Source organism: Levilactobacillus suantsaiihabitans, from assembly GCF_004745505.1.
Classification (GTDB): Bacteria; Bacillota; Bacilli; order Lactobacillales; family Lactobacillaceae; genus Levilactobacillus; species Levilactobacillus suantsaiihabitans.
On the sequence record NZ_RKLX01000018.1, the window covers coordinates 1 to 19,410 of the forward strand.

14 protein-coding genes are annotated in these 19,410 nt (G+C 52.0%); 3 read left to right on the top strand and 11 right to left on the bottom strand.

All coding sequences use genetic code 11. The annotated features are described in order from the left end of the window. Positions 1-187: 187 nt before the first annotated feature. A complete protein-coding gene (locus tag EGT51_RS09825) occupies positions 188-1,090 on the bottom strand; it encodes a hypothetical protein (protein WP_135368536.1) in 903 nt (300 codons plus the stop codon). A 210-nt stretch (positions 1,091-1,300) separates the two neighbouring features. On the opposite strand from EGT51_RS09825, the gene EGT51_RS09830 reads away from it, so the two are divergent. The 3 genes from EGT51_RS09830 to EGT51_RS09840 all read left to right on the top strand — a co-directional run bounded on the left by EGT51_RS09830 (position 1,301) and on the right by EGT51_RS09840 (position 5,017). Next, positions 1,301-2,497, top strand: a complete 1,197-nt coding sequence (locus EGT51_RS09830) for an SAM-dependent methyltransferase (protein WP_135368537.1) — start codon at positions 1,301-1,303, stop codon at positions 2,495-2,497. 406 nt (positions 2,498-2,903) lie between these two features. Continuing rightward, positions 2,904-3,851 (top strand): hypothetical protein, encoded by a 948-nt coding sequence (locus EGT51_RS12980; RefSeq protein WP_167850189.1) that lies wholly within the window; start codon positions 2,904-2,906, stop codon positions 3,849-3,851. Between the two features lie 272 nt (positions 3,852-4,123). Further along, positions 4,124-5,017, top strand: a complete 894-nt coding sequence (locus EGT51_RS09840) for a hypothetical protein (RefSeq protein ID WP_135368539.1) — start codon at positions 4,124-4,126, stop codon at positions 5,015-5,017. Positions 5,018-5,093: 76 nt separating this feature from the next. On the opposite strand, the gene EGT51_RS09845 is transcribed toward EGT51_RS09840, so the two are convergent. The 10 genes from EGT51_RS09845 to EGT51_RS09890 form a co-directional block, all read right to left on the bottom strand. Continuing rightward, positions 5,094-5,441, bottom strand: coding sequence for an AzlD domain-containing protein (locus EGT51_RS09845; RefSeq protein ID WP_135368540.1), 348 nt, complete (start codon positions 5,439-5,441; stop codon positions 5,094-5,096). Positions 5,442-5,458: 17 nt separating this feature from the next. Next, the gene (locus EGT51_RS09850; RefSeq protein WP_125575722.1) at positions 5,459-6,265 is read right to left on the bottom strand and encodes an AzlC family ABC transporter permease; all 807 of its coding nucleotides are present in this window, start codon (positions 6,263-6,265) and stop codon (positions 5,459-5,461) included. 202 nt (positions 6,266-6,467) lie between these two features. After that, on the bottom strand, positions 6,468-6,962 hold the full coding sequence (locus EGT51_RS09855; RefSeq protein ID WP_135368541.1) for a GNAT family N-acetyltransferase: 495 nt from the start codon (positions 6,960-6,962) through the stop codon (positions 6,468-6,470). Positions 6,963-7,046: 84 nt separating this feature from the next. Continuing rightward, positions 7,047-10,238 (bottom strand): YhgE/Pip domain-containing protein, encoded by a 3,192-nt coding sequence (locus EGT51_RS09860; RefSeq protein WP_135368542.1) that lies wholly within the window; start codon positions 10,236-10,238, stop codon positions 7,047-7,049. A gap of 317 nt (positions 10,239-10,555) precedes the next feature. Continuing rightward, on the bottom strand, positions 10,556-11,881 hold the full coding sequence (locus EGT51_RS09865; RefSeq protein WP_135368543.1) for a D-alanyl-D-alanine carboxypeptidase family protein: 1,326 nt from the start codon (positions 11,879-11,881) through the stop codon (positions 10,556-10,558). An 89-nt stretch (positions 11,882-11,970) separates the two neighbouring features. Then, entirely contained in the window at positions 11,971-13,143 is a 1,173-nt protein-coding gene (locus tag EGT51_RS09870; RefSeq protein WP_135368544.1) for a sensor histidine kinase, read from the bottom strand. 153 nt (positions 13,144-13,296) lie between these two features. Further along, positions 13,297-13,986, bottom strand: a complete 690-nt coding sequence (locus tag EGT51_RS09875) for a response regulator transcription factor (RefSeq protein WP_125575717.1) — start codon at positions 13,984-13,986, stop codon at positions 13,297-13,299. 711 nt (positions 13,987-14,697) lie between these two features. Beyond that, positions 14,698-15,837, bottom strand: coding sequence for an IMP dehydrogenase (gene guaB, locus EGT51_RS09880; RefSeq protein ID WP_135368545.1), 1,140 nt, complete (start codon positions 15,835-15,837; stop codon positions 14,698-14,700). A gap of 158 nt (positions 15,838-15,995) precedes the next feature. Further along, entirely contained in the window at positions 15,996-17,678 is a 1,683-nt protein-coding gene (locus tag EGT51_RS09885; protein ID WP_135368546.1) for a glycosyltransferase family protein, read from the bottom strand. A gap of 6 nt (positions 17,679-17,684) precedes the next feature. Further along, entirely contained in the window at positions 17,685-19,331 is a 1,647-nt protein-coding gene (locus tag EGT51_RS09890; RefSeq protein ID WP_135368547.1) for a teichoic acid glycosyl transferase, read from the bottom strand. Positions 19,332-19,410 lie beyond the last annotated feature (79 nt).

Genomic DNA, 19,410 nt, shown 5'->3' on the forward strand with positions numbered 1-19,410 from the left:
TAACTTCCACTACAGAATACAGATTGAATTCAATATTCGGGTCCAAAAAAGAGGCCCAATTCGTAAGTGAATTGAACCTCTCAAATTCTCCCCATCAACACCGGTTGACAAAGAGCCCAAATTTGTCAACCCCCGGTACGAAAAAGCAGGCCACCGACCCTCAAGGGGCCAGTGACCTGCCACAAAGCTATTTCAAATATTCTTTCGTGTACTGCGTCAAAGACATGTTCTTCTTGTTGGCCGTCTGTAAGGCAACCCGCACGTCTTGATCACTCATCGCGTCGGCTTGACCGCCCGCCGCATTGATGGTCTTGCGGGCGTTGTTGATTTGTGCCGCCGTGATGGTCTTGCCGTTCAGTTCCTTTTCCTTTTGGGTGACCGTGTACTCGTTGCTACCGGAGTAGTTGTTGGCCGCCGATTGTTCGGAAGACGTCAGTGAGGCGCTGGAGCTGCTGGTCGACGTGCCGGTGCTCGAGGAGCTGGCCGCCGCGCTACTGCTGCTGGCGCCACTTGCGCTCGACGTGGCCGCGGATTGACCGGCATTGTTGGCCTTACGTAGCGCTAAGGCTTGATCATACAAGTCCTTGTAGTACTTCTGACGGAACTTGGCGTTATTGAAGAGCTCGTCTAACGTGGTGTTGGATTGCCCGTAGTTCAAGGCCAGATTTTGCCCGCTAGCCGTCTTCAAGATCTTCTTGAATTGCTTAACGTTGGCGCGGATCCCCTTGACCAGCTTGACCTTGGCCTTGGCCCGCGTGACCAACACGTCTGAGGCGTTGGTCGTGTTCTGCACCGCCGTGTAGTGGCTTTGTGCGCTGGCGAACTTCAAGTCGCTCAAGGCATTTTCCGCCGACACGAACCGTTGCGTTTGCGTCAAATAACGCTGGGCGGGCTTATCGTTCAGCCGCCGCTTCAGAGCGTTTTGGAAATAACTTTCCGCTTGCGTGTAGTGTTTAGCTTGAATGGCAGTACGCCCGTTGGCCATTGCCGCTTGGTACTCTTTGGCTGTCGCGTGATGATTGGAATACGCGTACCCGCCAATCAGCAGTGCCACAACGATTGTTGCCACGACCCATACCCATTTTTTCAAATGAAAGACCTCCGCTGGTTAATTGTAACTTCATTATACCATGCCAGTTTTGAGAATCCGCCTTTTTTGCCGTTTCCTCTTGGCAAATTAATGTTAAGCGGTTACATGAAGTCGCCCCTTACCCTTTCTTCCATTAAAGGCGTATAATGGCTAAGTAAATTTCGTTTTCTTGTGTCCAAATTTAATAGAAAACCGGAAAGGACTCCTGACATGCTTGAAAAAACATTCTACAAAACGTTTCTGAGCCACACCTTTAACATCCCCGTCCGCGTCAACTACTGGGACGGCACTTCCGATGTTTATGGGACTGGCACTCCCGACATCACGATTACCATTCACGAGGCCATTCCGGTCAAGGAAATCTCCCGCAACGCCTCCATTGCGTTGGGAGAAGCCATCATGGATGGGCGCATTGAGATTGACGGTAGTATTGAAGACCTGCTGACGGCGGCCTACGAAAACGCCGACAGTTTCTTCCACAACAAGAAGTTCATTCATTTCTTACCGAAGCAAAAGCACACGGAAAAGGAAAGCAAGGCTGACGTCCAGAACCACTACGACATCGGTAATGACTTCTACAAGCTCTGGTTGGACGACACCATGACTTACTCCTGTGCCTACTTTGAAACGCCGGAAGACAGCCTCTACACGGCGCAAATGAACAAGGTCCACCACATCATCAAGAAGCTCAACCCGCAACCCGGCAAAACGCTGCTGGATATCGGTTGTGGCTGGGGCACGCTGATGCTCACGGCGGCCAAGGACTACGGTCTGCACGTCACCGGGATCACGTTAAGCCAGGAACAATACGACTACGTGAACCAACGCATCCAAGACGAAGGCCTCCAAGACGTCGCTGAAGTCCGCCTGGAAGACTACCGCGAACTAGGCAACGAACAGTGGGATTACATCACCTCCGTCGGCATGTTCGAACACGTGGGCCAAGAAAACTTGGGCCAATACTTCGACTGCGTTCAAAAGTACCTGATGAACGACGGGGTCGCCTTGATTCACGGAATCACCCGGCAACAGGGTGGCGCCAACAACGGTTGGTTGAACAAGTGGATCTTCCCCGGTGGCTACGTGCCCGGCTTGATTGAAAACACGACCCACATCATCGAAAACGGTCTGCAGATCGACGACATGGAACCCCTGCGTCGTCACTACCAAAAGACCGTGGAGATCTGGGATCAAAACTTCAATCAACACCGTGACGAGGTCGCTAAGATGTTTGACGAAAACTTCGTGCGCATGTGGGATCTTTACCTACAAGCTTGCGCAGCTTCCTTCAAGTCTGGTAATATTGACGTGATTCAGTATTTGATCTCCAAGGGCCCGTCTGCCCGGATGTTACCAATGACGCGGGATTACATGTACGACGATACCCACGCCAAGGTAGCGGATTAATTCAAATCAGTTGAGTGACCGCGGATCACTCACTTCAAAAAACGCCTGACGGCCGGATTGATCACCGGTGGTTGGGCGTTTTTTTGCGGGCTGATTTTACTGGTTATGGAGACTATCTTAAATGATTGTTGGCGACTGATTAGCTTAGGTTGATAACCGGTGGTCTAGGTTGACGGCAACCAGTTTTCACAATCTTTTTAATATTTGATTGTGAATTTAGCGTTTTGTGGAAGCGGTTTATTCATTGAATATCCACTATTGACAATCGTTTAAAATTTGTGCACTGTTGCCCCTCAATCTTTATTTGTGATTTTCATCTCTGCTTTTTTTCTGAATTGGTTCATGTTAGACTACTTGTACGCAATCAAATTGTGTTAACTAAAGAGAATGGGGAGAAAATTTCATCATGAAACTGGGGATTAAGCAAGCAGTACTGGTCGCAACCGCCCTCACCGTGGTCGCCGGTGGCGAGATCAGCGCCATGGCCAAGAGCAAGACGATTGGCAAGCTGACGCAGGTCAAGTTGACCAAGCACACCATTGCCGGCAAGACCACCAAGTACGCCCGCATCAAACTAGTCACCGCTCAGGGGAAGCAGTTGGCTAGCGGCAAGACGAACCGCGTGGGCAAGTTCAAGCTCACGGTGAAGAAACAAAATCTGAGTAAATTAACCTTCAAACTCGCTGCCTCCAAGCCCGGCTACAAGGCGCGCAAGTTCTCCAATAAGCAGATCAAACACGCCGCTCAGGCTAAGCCGAGTCGCCCGGTGACCACCACCCCGGTGCCAAGTCAACCGGACAAACCGACCAAGCCAACACCGGTCAAGCCCAGCACGCCAACCAAGCCGAATAAACCGACGAGCCCCGCTAAACCGGCGAAGCCAAGTAAACCGGTAAAACCAAACACGCCGGCCAGTCCGGCAAACCCGGCCAAGCCCACGCCATCCACGCCGAGTCGCCCGGGGTCAACCCTGTCGGCCAAGGACCGGCAGATTGCGGCTAAGAAAGCCCAAATCGACGCGGCTAAGAAAAACTACTACCGAGTGAAGAAACAGCTCCAACCGATTTCGGATCGAATCGATGACCTGACGACGCAGATCCACAAGCAGCGCATCAACTTGCAGGTAGTGCACCAAGATTATGCGGTGGCTGAAGCAGGAGGTAATCAACAGAACATGGCCGCTGCGGCCGCCCAAGAAAAGTACCTGACGGATGTCATCAACGGTCTCCAAGACCAACGTGCTAACCTGTATCCGAAGCTGTTGCCACTGGACAACGCGCGGACCCAGGTCAGTGCCCTGATGGATGAGTTGTGGGTGCTGGACAACAGTTACATCCCTGAAGAATTAAATTAGACGTTTCGGGCTGAGAAGAAATTCTCGGCCTTTTTTAGTCCCCCACCAGCCCCGCTTTGACGCCGAAGAGTGACGATTGCTCATATTACCAAATTTATGGTTGAAAAGTGATGCCCCAGGATTACCGTCACCATAGTCGATTAACGCTGTATATGATATGAACCTTTGTGACTGATTTACATCTCTTCTTTTGCTGGGCTTGCCAACATGATATAGTGATTTCACCGGCAGAGATGTTGGTACACCAACTTATAAAGGGGATTATATTTGTTATGGACATGAAGAAGATTGTTATGGCCGCAACGTTGCTCTCAATTGTTACCGGTGGGGAAGTCAGTGCCTTAGCGGCCAAGACCACGCACCAGTCAGTTGCCAAAATCACCCACGTCAAAGTTACCAAGCACAAGGTCACGGGTTACACCACGGCCAAGTCCCACATCAAGCTGATGAAGCTGAAGCACGGGGAAAAGGCTTCAGCCACGGCTAACAAGAAAGGCAAGTTCACGGTTAAGGTCAAGAGCAATAACTTAACCAAGCTAAAGTTCAAGATCAAGGCAACCAAGCCTGGTCTGAAGGCCCGGACTTACACCCATAAGGTGAAGAAGGCCGTGCAAGCAATCGACAACAGTGTGACTACCGAGACGCCTGCTTCGACTACCCCGGTTAAGCCTGATGAGGGGAAGAAGCCAGAGAAGGATAAGGAGAAGCCACAGAGCAAACCTAGTGTCAACGTTGTGTATAAGAACGTTCCTGGTAAACCAACTGTTAATTCTACAGCTGAGTTAATCACAAAAATTGGTACAGACTTGAAAAAGGCTAAAAGTGACTTTGATGGCGCGATTACAATCAAGGATGCACAGGGGAACGTTAAAGAAATTACTAGCGACGATTTAACATTTCTTAAAGAAGTCTTAGAAGCTAAGTATATCATGATGCACGAATCAAATCATTCCTCCCAAGCTTACACAGATGCGTCATCCTATGTTACTCTGACTGCAAAACATGATTCCAAATATAGCAAAATTTCTAGCTTGGTTGATAATTCAGACATCTCAAAAGTAAATCATCTTATCCAAGTGGCTCATGACTTAAAAACTGTTCAAGATAATTGGAACAAAATTAGTGCCGCCTTTAGTACTGCTTCCCAAACAATTAATCCTTCTTAAAAACCAACTAAGACTGGGCAGAAAAAAGGGCGAAGCCAAAAACCGGCTCCGCCCTACATAGTCTCATTCAATTCACTCACGCAATAAACATAGACAACAGGAAGACAGCAATCAATCCTGTAATCACCGAAATGGCCATGGATCGCGTGCGATAAGCAATGACGACGACAATCACGGCCGCTATCATTTCGGAAAAATGGGTAAAGATGATCTGGTACGTGGCACTGTCAATGAAGATATCCTTCACGACCAGCGCCGTAAAGAGCGATACCGGCACAAACTTCATCCATTCGTTGAACCACTCGGGAATGGCCCGCTTGGTGAATAACATCAAGGGAAGGTAGCGCGGCACGAAGGCAACGCAAAAACCGAGAATGATCAACCAAAAGTGTTGCGTACTGTTCCACGTATTAACTGCACTCATATAGCGTCTCCTGTATCCTAATTAGCATCCGATTCGCTTTCCACGGTCGACTTCTTAGCCCCGGGGCTGCGCAACTTCCACAGCCAATGACTCGCCGGCAAGTGCTTGCGCAGCGTGGTTTCCAAGAAGAACCCAATCAATGAAGCGATAATCGTCGAAATAACGAGCCCTAACGTACTCTTGGTGAGCATCATGCAGACCGCCGCTAAGACCCCTGAGACCAGACAGATCACAATGGTCAAGCGGTTCTTGATCTGCATGACGATCATGTACAAGAACAAGGCCGTTAACGCAAAGTTGACAACACCTAGGTCAATCTTCAACGCGCTACCGATCAGACTGCCGATAACGTTGCTGACTGCCCAGAACAGCAAGGAATAATGCTCCACCATTAGGGCTTCCTTACCGGTCCACTTTTTATCCGTGGCAAATTTTAAGTAATTAATGGCGTAATTTTCATCGTTTAAAGAAATCGCAAACGCAAATAAGAAGCGATTGGACTGGCCTTTTAAGTAAGGCGATAAACTCGAACTCAGTAATGCATACCGTAATTCCAAAAAGAACAACATCAAAACAATTGAAAGTAGTGGGGAATTAATGGTCAACATCGTGGCAATTAAAAATTGTGCCCCACCAGAAAAGATCAAGATTGAAACCAATCCAGTCAGTAAGGTATTGAACCCTGCCGCGTGTAGCAAAATCCCACAAGCCAGCCCAATCGGAATGTAACTCAAATTAAGGGGCATGGCTACCCGCAATGTCGACCGCCATAAGGGTTCATTGGGGTCTGGCACCTGCTTGGGGTTTGGCCGTCGTTTATTCAAGAATGTTTGCCTCCGTCGAATACTCTGAGATATGAAGCAAGTTAATGGGTTTACATGATAAAACCACACGATGATATTTTAACATGTTTCATGCTATTTTCATATAACACTTCTGATATTTAGCAAAGAGAATCCGCAATCTACCCCGGTTTGATTAAAAGTTTGTGAAAAAAGCCAGCGATTTTTCATGCCAATTACCGGCCTAGAAATGCTTGCCGTAGACTTCCAAATCGGCGCTAAAGCCCCGCATGTCAGCGATTGCTGGCAAGTGGCCCCAGTGTTCAAATCCGTTTTTTTCGAACAAATGGCGACTGGCCTGATTGTGGCCAAAGATGCGCGAAATTATTGTATGCAGCCCTAGCCGTTTCCCGGCGCTCTCAGCCCATTGAATGGCTTGCCCACCCAAGTGGTGGCCCTGGGCCTCCGTCGCCAGATACAGGGCAATTTCGGCCGTTTGCGCGTAGGCTACGCGGTCACTGTAAGGCTCCAAGCCGACATAGCCCACGACCTGGTCATTCAATTCCATCACCCACAACGGGAAGTGATCGGCGGAAAATTCCGCGAACCACCCCTGCCGCTGGGCGACCGTGGTCAAATCCAAGTCCGCGGTACTCCCCTTGGTGGCAATGGCCTGGTTATAGATCTCAACGATACGCGGCTGGTCCGCGACGGTCGCTAAACGAAAAGTAACTGACATTTCGATTCCTCTTTTCTCTCAATGGCCTCAATTATACGCGAAAAGCGCCGCAAAACCAGTGGTTTCACGACGCCTTCGTTATTTTTAGGAATGAGCATTCGTATTCGGATCTTCAACCGCTTGGAGCTTTTGGTTGTCATCCAATTGGGAGACACCCATGAGGTGCTTCTTTTGGAGCCAAGCCATCGTTGGCCATAACAGGGCTAAACCGATAACGGTAAAGAGTGCTAAGACCCACAGCGCTTGACCGACCATGCCCTGCATCCCTGAGGTAATGGCTTGTCGGAATCCGAGGATCGAGTAAGTCATTGGCAGGAATGGGTGCACGACGTTGTAGAAGTGGTTGGTGACTTCCATTGGGAATGTCCCACCGGAGCCCCCTAATTGAAGCATCAGGAGAACCATGGCGATGAATCGACCAGGGTTGTCCAGCAACATCGACAGGAACATGACGATAAACATCGACGCTTCCGCGAAGAAGATTGAAATCAGAATCATTTGACCTGGGTGATCAACACTCAAGCCCCCTAACATCATCAAAACAGGTTCGATCAGACCCATGGCCAGTGCTTCCACCGCACCAATAGAGATCTTACTCAAGTACCAGCCCGTAGCGGTGCCGCCTTCGCGTGAGACCTTCCGAATTGGGAAGGCAAAGTTGAAGACCAAGGCCCCCACGTAAAGGGCAACGGATAGCACGTAAGGTGCCAGGGCGTGACCGTAGTTTGGTACGTAGCTGTAACTTTCATGCTTCAAATGCGTTGGTGCCGCGAACATGTCGGCCGTCTTGCTGGTCAGTGGTTGGTTCTGAATCTGATCAGCCCCACTCTTCAGTGACTTGGCTAACGTGCCATTGCCGTTCTTCAACTGCTTGGCACCCTGCATGAGCTTGTTGCTGTTGTTATCCAATTGTTGTGACCCGTCGGCCAGTTGGTTGACCCCACTGGTCAGCGTTGGAATCTTGCCGTTCAAGGTGTTCAGCCCAGAAGACAATTGGCCAGCACCATTGTTCAGTTGACTGGAAGCACTCATCAACTTGTTGCCAGCGGCGGTTAACTTCGGCGTGTTGGCGTTGAGCTTGTTGCCAGCAGCCGTCAGCTTACCCGTGTTGGCGTTCAGTTGGTTGACCCCAGAAGCTGCGGTCTTCAAGCCAGAGTTCAACTGGTTGGCACCAGCAGCAACTTGCTTGGACCCACTCTTCAACGTGCCACCGTTCTTGGCTAACTTGGCAGTCCCGTTCATGATCTGGGTTACCCCGTTGGTTAAGGTTGGGACTTGGCTGTTAAGTTGTGACAAGCCATTGTTTAAGGTCGTTGACCCGGCGAAGGCTTGGTCTACGCCAGATGTGTATTGTGGCAATTGCGTACTTAATTGTGTGGCACCCGTACTCAATGCTGTAGCACCGGCCTTTAACGCATCTAGTTTTTCTTGACTACCCTCAGAATTCAATTTCGATAAAATCGTCAAGTCATTATTTAACTTTTTCATCTGGCCAGACGCATCAGCCACGTTTTGGTTCATCAAAGCTTCGAAGGCATCTGCTTGATCTTTACTCATCGTGGAAGTGCTAATGACTCCCAGTAAGGTTTGTGCAGCACTCGTAACCTTATCCATAGCATCAGTGGCAGCACTCTGCGCACTTAACGCACGACTAGCAGCAGCAGCCACCGTCGAATTAGCTGAGCTTGCAGTAGCCTGTTTTTCAGCTGTAATATTTTTTGCATTACTGCTGATAATATCCAACTGCTCTTGAAGGGCGCTTACTTTGTCCTTTACATTGTCCTCACTACTTGCTGAACTGATTTCTCCTGCTAGCTCCTGCGCTTTTGCGGTAGCGCCTTGGATACTACGCTTTGCGGTTGCATTCGCATCAGATGTTGAACTACCAGTGTTTGTAGAATCCAATCCCGAAACAGCCGTCTTCAGCCGAGCCGTTTCCGCCTCTGACTGGGAAGCGGCCGCTTTGGCAGCAGCCTGAGCAGCTATCAATTCTTGCATTGCCGTATAGAGTTGTCCAGTTGCCGACGCAACACTAGTACCATTAGCATCGGCAATCGTAGCAGCCGTTTGAACATTCTTTAGGAGAGTCTTGGCTTCATCTAAGTCACTAGACATTGCTGAAATACCCTTTAAGTTGGCTTCCAACTCGTCAACACCATTTTTCAGCGTCGTTGCTCCCGTAGCCAACTGACTAGCACCAGAATTCAATGCACTCGAATTACTGCTCAAAGTACTCAACCCAGAGTTCAAAGTCTTACTCCCGTCAGCCAGCTTCGTAACACCGCTCGCCAAGGAAGTCGAACCTGCGCCCAGCGTCTTTACACCAGTATTCAGCGTATAAACCCCATCAACATACTTGTAGGTCCCGCTCTTCAACGAGTTGGCCCCACTAGCCAGTTGTGACGTACCGGCTGTCAGTTTTGGCATCCCCGCGCTCAGCTTGGAGACCCCGCCAGTAAACTGGTTGACACCATTCGTGTATTGGCCGACCCCACTCGTGTAGGTATCCACCCCACTAGCGAATTGTCCCACACCAGACGTGTAGGTCGACAGTCCACTTTGCAAAGTCGAGGCCCCACTGGTCAGCTTTTGGATTCCATTTGCCAATGGCGTCACGGAGGTCTTCATTTCTTGCAGGCCGTTGTTCAACGTGTGGACCCCGGTCGTATAGGTGTTCAGGCCATCCGTCAGGGTCACGGTCCCGTTCTTCAACTTCGCGGACCCCTTGGCTGCCTTGTCCATCCCCTTGCCGACAGCGTAGATCTGCTTAAATGTGGCTTGGGCGTAGGCCTTCGTCACCTTGGCGCGAATCTGGCTATCCAGCTTGGAGGACCCGACTTCACTCATGACTTGGGCAATGTAGTTGGCCGAGCCATTGGTCTTGTAGGTAAACGTCATCTTCTTCGGATGGTTATCCAGCGCGGTCGCCGCGTTGGCCGAGAAGTTCTTGGGGATCGTGATGACGGTGTAGTACTTGTGGTGTTTCAGACCGTCTGCCGCCGTTTTAGCGGACACGAATTTCCATCCCAATTGATGGTTCTTTTTCAAATTGGTAACGGTTTGGTCCCCAACATTTAATTTCTGCCCCTGATACGTGACCGGCTTATCCTGGTTCACGACCGCTACGGGCAGTTCGCCGGTCTCCCCATACGGGTCCCAAACCGACTTCAGAAAGAAGATACTGTAGAGGAATGGAATAAACATAATGGCCAATACGGAGATTAAGATCAACCGATTGTGCCGGATGTAATTCCATTCGCCTTTAATCATGTTCACGAATGCCAACTCCCTTTTTCCTCAAAATAATCTTAAAATTGCGCGTTCTCAGCTAATATTAAAAGTATCTTCGCACATTAATACTTGACTTGTCAAAATAACAACACGCCATCAATCAATTCACAAAATCGCTACCAAGGCCGTCACTACAGCGTTTCAACACTCATTTACAAAATAAATTAATTTTCTAGATTCGCTAAAGTCAGGTCCGGCTGACGAAACCTAGCTTATCATGGGGCGTCCCCTGAGGCCTTGATTTAAATCAACTGGCAAACAAAAAGCCCGAGCACGCGGCTCAGGCTTCGGTGATTGTTTACTTAAAATAATGCGACGATGGACCGCCAGATGCGGACGAAGACGTTGGCCTTCTCCACGGTCTGGGTGACCTTCAACGGCACTTGGGTCGTCTTGGTGTTGCCCAAGAAGCCCAGCTGATCGCCCTTTAATGAAATATTGGCCGTACCGACCTGGGTGTTCTTGGCCACGGGGGCCTCCAACGCCTTGTTTTTGGTCAGCTTTTGCTTCAGCGTCGTGGTCGATTGCACGTTGCTGGCGACCTGGTCGTTGCGGATCCACAGCTTCAAGCCATCGGTTAAGACCGTCTTGGCAGTCGGTTGCTTGGCGTCGTTGGTCTTGACGGTTTTACTCCCAGCGACTTGACTGCCGGCCTTTAAGTTAACGGTCTTGAAGTTGTTGTAGACGTAAGACATCATTTTTTGCGTCTGTTGGAATCGTGAGGGATCCGTGTCGGACTTGTGGGCCGCGTGAAGCACGACCGTGATGATGCGGTTGCCATTGTTGTTGGCCGTCCCGGTAAAGTTGGCGCCGGCCGCATCGGAGGTCCCGGTCTTCAAGCCGTCCACGTGTAATTTCGAATAGGACGCGGACAAGCCCTTGAGCATCCAGTTCCAGTTCTCCATCTTGGTGGCATCGGCCGTGCCCTTTTCAAACCACAGCTTCTTGATGCTGGTGGTCTTCAGGACTTCGGGATACTTGTCGAGTAAAGCCACCGCCAACTTGGCTTGGTCGGCCGCGGACCATTCATTTTCTGCGGAACCAGCCTCGTTACTGTAACCCAATTTGCCGACCTGCTTGTTGGTCAGTCCACAGGCGTTGTAAATCTTGGCGTTGGTCATCCCCAGCTTCTTGGCTTGGGCGCGCATCATCGTCACAAAGGCGTGCGGTGAACCGGCGACCGCTGTCCCCAGCGCTTCCACGGCGCCGTTAGCCGAGTAGATCAAAGATGCTTGGTACAACGCCTTGACCGTGTACTTGTGCCCCGCCCGCAGTGGCACGTTGGACAAGTTGGTGTCCTGGGCGACCTTGGCCGTGGCCTGATTGATGGTGATCTTTTGGTCCCACTTTAACTTGCCACTGTGGACCGCGTCTAGAACTAAATAGATCGACAACAGCTTGGTCATGGAAGCCACCGGCAAGACCTGATCACTATTTTTATCGTACAAAATCTGACCGGTCTTGGCGTCGACCGCGATACCGGCCTTGGCCTTCAGGTTGACCGTGGTACTGTTGCTGGCGGTCGTGGCCGCCTGAGCCGTCACCGGCGCGCTGAATCCACTGAGGCCACCGGCAAACAGCGTCATCGCCGTCACCAGGCCCATCACAAGTTGCTTTAAACGTTTCATGTCATCAAAACTCCTCTATCTTATGTAATGTCTGGGACGAAATTTCCCAGACGCTGGTGCATCAACCTTACCTAACTGAACCGTGCGCCTTACTGGGTCCCCGCCATCTTCAACCGCTGGGGAATCGCCAGTGGCTGGTCGTGTTTGACTGGCAAATGGATCACGAAACTGGTCAAATCGTCGTCGGACTCGACGTAAATGTAGCCGCCGTGCAGGGCAACGATGCTTTGGGCAATCGCCAGCCCCAACCCGGTCCCGCCAGTCTCCTTGGAGCGCGACTCCTCGACGCGGTAGAACCGCTCGAAGATGAGGGCCAGCGACTCTTGCGGAATCTTGGGGCCGTCATTGGTCACGCGAACCTCCAACTCATTTTCGCTGACGCGCTTGGCGATCAAATTGATCTGCTTGCCGCCGTCGCCGTATTTCAGGGCGTTGGCGACCAGATTGTTAAAGACGCGGACCAATTTCTCGGGGTCGGCCTCCATCATCAGGCTGGCCGGGTCGCTGGACGCGCCGATGGTCATGCCCTTCTTTTGGGCCTCCAACTCAAAGCTGGCGCCCAGTTGTTCCAGCATGGCGGCCAAATCGATCGTCGTCAGACTCAGCGGCGTATCGGTCTGGCGGACCTTGGTGTACTCGAACAGGTCATCGACCAGTGATTTCATCTGTTTAGACTTCAAAAATGCCGTGTGCGTGTACTTTAATAGGTCGTCTTGACTGTGATACTGCTGGTCTTCAATCAGCCCCAGATAGCCGATAATGGACGTTAACGGCGTCCGGATATCGTGGCTGACGTTGGTAATCAGCTCGTCTTTGGACTTCTCGATGGCCCGTTCCTCATCCATCGAATGAATGACGGAATCAACCAGCGCGTTGACCGAGTCCACAACCCGTTGCACGTCGCCGCTGACCCGAAACGGGATGCGGTGGTCAAAATGGCCGTTGGCAATGTAGTGCAGTTCTTCAATGATGTGGTGCAGCTGCATTTGCCGGTAGCGCCGAATCAGCCGCCACCAAACGACGACCGCATCGGCCACCATCATGAAGCCGATGAAGACATTTTCCCAGCTCCACAACTGAAAGTGATTCGGGCCAAACACCACGGACCGTTTAATGATGAAGATTCCGTCCCGCAAGCCCGGGTTGCTTTCGATGGCCTGACTGATCAGCACCAGCAGCGCCAGGTTCAGCATCAACAGTAAAATAACGGTGACGACACCCTCCATGAACAACGCACTTTTTTCGCGGGTGGTCAGCTTCATGCTCGGGCCCCCTGGCGGCGTTGCGCTGGGGATTTTTTTGTTTTAACCATATAATTCCCTCTCTAGATTGGGTCTTTGTTTACTTGCCGCTAAACGCCTCGCCCGCGGCTACCAGGGTTCCACCTTAAAGCAGTCGCTCACCGGCGTAACCGCTTAGTGCGATTCGATCTTGTACCCCACGCCCCAAACGGTTTGAATGACCTTTTCGCCGTTGGTGGCGTCTTCGATCTTATCCCGCAAGTGACTCACGTGGACCATGACCGTCTTGGCCGAGACGATACTTTCTTGGCGCCAAACGCGCTCGAAAATCTCGTCGGCCGAAAAGACCCGGTTGGGGTGACTGGCCAGCAGGTATAAAATCCCAAACTCTAAGGCCGTCAGAGACACCGTCTTGCCGGCAATCGTCTTGACCTCGTGGGAATCCTTGTTGATGGTCAACGTGCCGATGTCCAAAATGTCTGGGCTGTCATCGGTCACTTGGTCTTGGCTCCGCCGCAACAGTGATTTGACCCGGGCCATAACTTCTAGTGGGTTAAATGGCTTGGTGACGTAATCATCGGCCCCGGTGATCAGTCCTTGGATCTTATCCATGTCGCCGGTCTTGGCCGACAGGATCAAAATCGGAATCTGCGAATCCTTCCGCACTTCCTTAACGACTTCGATCCCGCTCATTTCAGGCATCATGATGTCCAAAATCATCAAGGCAATGTCTGGCGTGGTGTGTAATTTGGTCAAGGCTTCCTTCCCGTTGTAAGCGGTCAGGGGTTCGTAGCCTTCATTTTTAATGTAGATTTCAAGTAATTGCGCAATTTCTTTATCATCATCGACAACTAAAATTTTCATAACGTGCTAATCTCCTTTACCAGCTAGGTCATGTCACTAGCGGTCTTCCCCGTAGGTTTACGTCTATTTTAGCAAATAAATCCCGTAGCGTGACCGGAAAACCCGAACCTTTAGTCGGGCGTAAGGCACTTTACCATTCCTTAATCTTACACTATTTGCGGGCCGGTCGCCAACCTAGCGTTTAAGCTGGGGTTAAATCTTATTGCTGAACTGGTGACGTTGACTTGTACTGGCCGCCTGCCGTTGCGCGAAAGCTAGGCCGGAACGCTGGGGGAGGACCCCGAGCCTGAGAACCGGTCTCGCGGCTTGCTTTGAGCCAGAAAATCGCTGTCTCAAAGACACCAATTTGCCAGCAAACCCCACTGGCAAATTCCCCGGCTGAGCCTAGTTTCGCTCCACTCTCGGCTCCGATTGGACGTTCCAGTAACGCTATCTTAACTCGCTGGCGTCGCTCGACCCGTCCGCCCCAGCGTTCCAACCCATATTTGGCGAACGGTAAGGCGGCCAGTTCCCGTTATGACGCAGGCGGCAACTAATCCTAATGTCATAAGTCGCATGATAACAATAGCTTCAGTTGATTTTCGCCTTTCAACCTTCAGTTAACTATAAAAAAGGCCATCCACCTAGCAACCATGCCAGGTAAATAGCCTTTATCGTAATTTTAAATTAGCAGACGGTGCCAGCTAGCTGACGCAGGCAGTGACCACACTCTTACTTGTAGTTAGGTGCCGCCTTCGTGATCTGCACATCATGTGGATGAGATTCGATCAAGCCGGCGTTGGAGATACGGACGAATTGGGCGTTATCGATCAGGTCTTGGATCGTGGCACTGCCGGTGTAGCCCATGCCGGACCGCAAGCCGCCGACCATTTGGAAGATGATGTCGTTGACACTGCCCTTGTATTCCACGCGAGCTTCAATGCCTTCAGGCACCAGCTTGTCCGCTTCGTTGACGCCACCTTGGAAGTAGCGGTCAGCGGAGCCGTGGGACATGGACGCCAAGCTCCCCATCCCGCGGTACGTCTTGTATTTCTTGCCGTTGTCTTCGATGATGTCGCCAGGGGCTTCGTCGGTCCCGGAGAACATCGACCCGAACATCACGGCGTTGCCACCGGCGGCCAGGGCCTTGACGATGTCGCCGGAGTACTTCATCCCGCCATCAGCGATGATGGGCTTGCCAAATTCACGTGCTACCTGCGCAGCGTCGTAAATGGCCGTCAATTGGGGCACGCCGACACCGGCGACCACCCGCGTCGTGCAGATGGAACCGGGGCCAATGCCCACTTTGACCACGTCGACACCGGCTTCGAACAACGCCCGCGTGCCTTCGCCCGTGGCCACGTTGCCGGCGATCAGGGTAGCGTCTGGCAATTGTTGGCGAATCTCGGCAACCTTGCGCAGGACCCCAGCGGAGTGACCGTGCGCCGTATCGATGATGATGGCGTCGGCACCAGCCTTGAGTAAGGCGCTGGCCCGGTCAAACGTGTCGGAGGTCACCCCGACGGCAGCGGCGACCAACAAGTGGTTGTCGGCATCGACGGCGGCGTTCGGGAATTGGCTGGCGTCATTTTCAATGGCCTTCACGTCGGCGACCATTTGCGCTTGGCTGTCGGCACTCATGTTCTTGTGGATGACCCCGAGGCCCCCGTTACGGGCCATGGCCGTGGCCATCTTGGTCTCGGTGACCGTATCCATCGAGGCACTTAAAAACGGAACGTTCAGCTTTAGGTTCGGTGCTAATTGGGTACTCAAGTCAACTTCATTCGGCAAAACGTGGCTTTCAGCGGGTATTAACAAAACATCATCAAACGTGAATCCTTCTTTAGCAAACTTCGTGTCCCAATTAGACATAGTTGATATCGCTCCTCTTGATTTTAGTCTCAGGCTCGGTTAGGAATCCTGGGAGATATTGTTTCTTAATTTACCAGTCTAGGCCACTCAGGTCAAGGTTTCTCATAGAACTATCATGGTTTAATTATTCACACTGGTTGAAATGGTTGTGGCCAAAACTACTTGGCGAAATGATGGTTGCGCCGGGCAATCACCCAACGGACCGTTAACCCAACCCCGGCCCCCAACCAGGCTAACACTGAGATCCAAGCACTGACGCGTTGGATTCGGGTTGGCTGGTACGTCACCTGTAGCCGGTTAGTGCCGGCACTCAGACGGGCCCGTAAAATAGCCATGTGATTCCACTGAAGCCGCTGCTGATGACCGTTGACCGCGACCTGGTAACCCGGATAGTAGAGGTGCGGCAGCTTGACGGTTTGCGCGCGGCGGCTGTGTACCAGATACGTGAACCGGTCCGGCCCCACGCGGCGACTCAGCTGGTGTAGCCCGGCCCCGGGATTCATGACCGCCACCGAGTGGGTGCGCAACGCCGGCATGGCGTCCAACGACTGTGGCCGCACGTAATCGGTACTGTCGCTGGTGGTGGCAACGCGGTGATAATCCGCCTGGGTAATGGCGTTTCCATAAGGATTTTGATAAAAGGCCAAGAAACTGGTCGTACTCAAGATGATGCCAAACGCCGCTACGACCATCAGCAGGCCCCCTTGGCCCCGCCGCGTCAACCGCGGTAGCACCAACGTCAAGGCCCGCGCCCCGACCAGGGCAATCAGTAGGCTGGCAATCGCCAAGAAGCGCGACGGGAATTGGATCATCCCCAACACACCCTGGAATAGCGACCACGGAAACCAATTGGTGACCATCCAGACGAAGACCACGGCGAGCCCCAGTAAGTAGCGTAGCGCCGGCGTCAGCTCCCGCCACATCACCAGTGACAACAGCAGAAGCATCAACATCAGCCAGCCCAAATTGATCTGCCCCGACCCCATCTGATTCACCGCCGAGTTCAGCAAAAAGTCACCCATGGACATCGCACTCTGTGACAATTTAAATTGTAAAATGCTCAGCCCGGACAGCGCGTGGAGTTGCTCGACCAGTGGCGCCAAAAACGTCAGCGTCAACAAAACCGTCGCCCCCACCACCAGTACCAGCGCACCCAACCGGCGTTTCAGCGCGGTCCGTTGTAAGAAGAATATCCCCAACGTTAACAGTACCAATACCGCCGCCAGCAATAGCGACACCACGTGCGTCAGGGCAATCAGGGTCATCCCCACGACCAACCAAACACCGTGGCGCACGTCGCCGATTGCCAGCTCATAGGTGCCGTACAGCACCAGCGGCAAGCAGGCAAAAACCATGCCCTCCGCCAGGGCCCCGCGCGCAAAGAAGTCGAGGATGCGGTACTGCGAGAAGCTGTACAAGATGGCCATCAAGACCCCCTGAAAGTAGCTACCCAGCAGCCGTTGACCAACGAAGCGGGTGACGTACAGCGTCAGTAAGGTAATCAAAAATAAAAATACCGTATAGGCCCGCACGCCGCCGAGCACAATTTGCAACACGGCCAGTGGCACCAGGGTGTAGGCCGGGTAAAACAGATTGATGGGATAGCCCCACCCACTAAAGGTGGTCGTGGCGATGTGCCCCAGCCCCCAGTGGCCGCTGGTCAGTTGAGCGACCAGGCCTTGGACGCGGTTCAGGTGAAAACTCAGGTCGTCGCCGGTGTAAATTTTACCCTGCGACGCCCACAAAAATAGCCAAAAGACACTCAGGACGCTAAAGAGCGCCAGTTCCCATAACCAGCGGTACCGGGTGAGGCCGTCCGTTGCTGCTTGGTGGTTTTTCACGTGCGTTTACCCCTTCCGTTCAAACAACCAGTACTTGACGTCGACCTGCTCGAACATCTGCCGGTGGACCTTGACCACGCGGTAGTGGCGGTACAGCTGATGCGCCAGCTTGGACGTCCCCGGATTCAGGTTTCCGCTGGTGATGCGGCCGGGAATGTCGCTGTCGCCGTCCCATTCGCGCACGGACTGTTTGGCCGGCGTGTTGACGACGACCCATTGGACCTGGTGGCGGCGAATGACGTTGCGTTGCGCCCGCAAGATCTGCGGCGCGGCCTTTTCGGGAATATTATAATTTTGGAAATAATACGTGGTCGGTACCGCGCCCGAGGCGGTGTAGAAGCCCATGTCGATCGACCCGTAGTTGAGTAAAGTCGGCTGCGCGCTGCGTTGACGCATGATGCGGCCAAATTCAACTTGGGCGGGCTGTTGCGGCTTGGTCGTGTTGCGTTTGGTAATCGCCTGGTTGTTCGGGAACAGCCGCGAGCTGACCACGTTGTTGTTGACCCCGAGGACTAAAAACACACTCAAAATCAGCGTCCCCAAGATGACAAATGGGTCGTCGGCCGCCGGTAAATGGACCCAGGTGAAAAACGCGTTCAACAGGTAGATGAACGGCACCACGAAGAAGGCAAAGTAGACCAGCTGGTAGTACTGATACAACGACCCGGCTTGATACCCGTACAGCGCCAGCAGGTCACACCCCAAAAACACCACCAGGTACAAGGTCCGCGCGAACTTGGTCGTCAACACGGTCTGGCGGAACATGATCAGTAGCGTGCCGCCGATGCCCAGGATGAAGAACAACACGTCGCTCAGATAGAAATGGGCCACCAGGATCGCCGACTGGATCAGGTTGGAGAAAAACGAGACCGACGACGTCATGTAGACCTTGGTATTAAATAAAATATAAACGTTAATGAACGCCTTCAGCGAGCCGGTCGCCAAAAAGTACAGCAACCACGGCACCGTGGCCAACAAGAAACCCAGGCCACTCCAGAGCACCAGTCGGCCCAGTTCGTGCCAGCGTTTCTTCAGTAACAAGTAAAATCCATCGGCCAGATAAAAGGCGATCCACCCGCCCAGCAACGTGTATTTGGACAGGAAGATGATACCCACGAACAGGCCCTGAGCGAAGTACCACCAGTGACTGACCGACGTTTGCCGGTCCAATAAAAACACCAAGTAGATCAGCGACAACAATAATGGTAGCGCAAAGAACTCCACCGTGTCACCGTAATTGTAGTAAGGATGGTACAAAAACAACATGGGCGACAGCACCGCCGCCAGAAAGGCCGGTAGCTCGGCCAACTTGAGGAGCCGCGCCAATTTATACGTTAAAATCATCGCCGCAATCAAGACCGCAATTTCGGAAATAAAAATAAAAATAAAGCTGCGGTGACTGACCAAGTAGGCCAGGCCGTGCCAGAAGTACACGTACGGCCCCTTCTGTTCAAAAATATCTTTATATGGCACGATACCGTGCATCATGGCCTTGCCGACCGTGAAGAAGGCGTTGTTATCTGGTGAGGTGTCAAAATAAAAGGCCGGTGAGGTGTATGAACAAAACGCCATCATAAATACCCCAATGATGGCGAGTAACACAAAATACTGAGCTTCGTGGCTTTGCAATTTTTCCTTGATTCGTAAGTACACGGGACCCTGCTCCTTTTCCTAAAAAACTCAAAAAGAAAAGACGTGGTTCAGCCACGTCCTTCCGTTTTACGTTAAAACA